This is a genomic window from Mesorhizobium sp. M00.F.Ca.ET.216.01.1.1 (assembly GCF_004010325.2).
Classification (GTDB): domain Bacteria; phylum Pseudomonadota; class Alphaproteobacteria; order Rhizobiales; family Rhizobiaceae; genus Mesorhizobium.
Genome location: NZ_SADR02000377.1, coordinates 1 through 318, shown reverse-complemented (window position 1 = coordinate 318; position 318 = coordinate 1). Strand labels below are relative to the sequence as shown.

Here is a 318-nt window from a genome sequence, read left to right as displayed (position 1 = left end):
CGATCTCGGGCTTGATCGAGGCCGTCGTCTGGCCCTGGCTCATCGCCGCCTTGAAATCCTCGGCGGCCTTGGTGTGGTCCTTGATCATCTCATCGGCAAAGGCCTTGACGTCGTCCGACGGTGACTTCTCCTCGGCCAGCCTGCTCGACTGAATCTCGAACTCGTTGGCGTTGGGCACGGTGGTGACGAAAGTCTGCGTGTCGACCTTGTTGTCTGCCGCCATTGGCGCGACGTCGTTGCCGTCGTTCGACTGGGCAAAGGCGGCCGGCGTGCCGGCAAGGAGCGCGATGGCGGTCGCGGTCAGAAGCGTTTTCATCT

General features: G+C 62.9%; 1 protein-coding gene. It reads right to left on the bottom strand.

From position 1 onward, the window contains the following. On the bottom strand, positions 1 to 318 hold a 318-nt coding region (locus EN859_RS36560), incomplete at both ends, for a DUF4142 domain-containing protein (protein WP_135913701.1).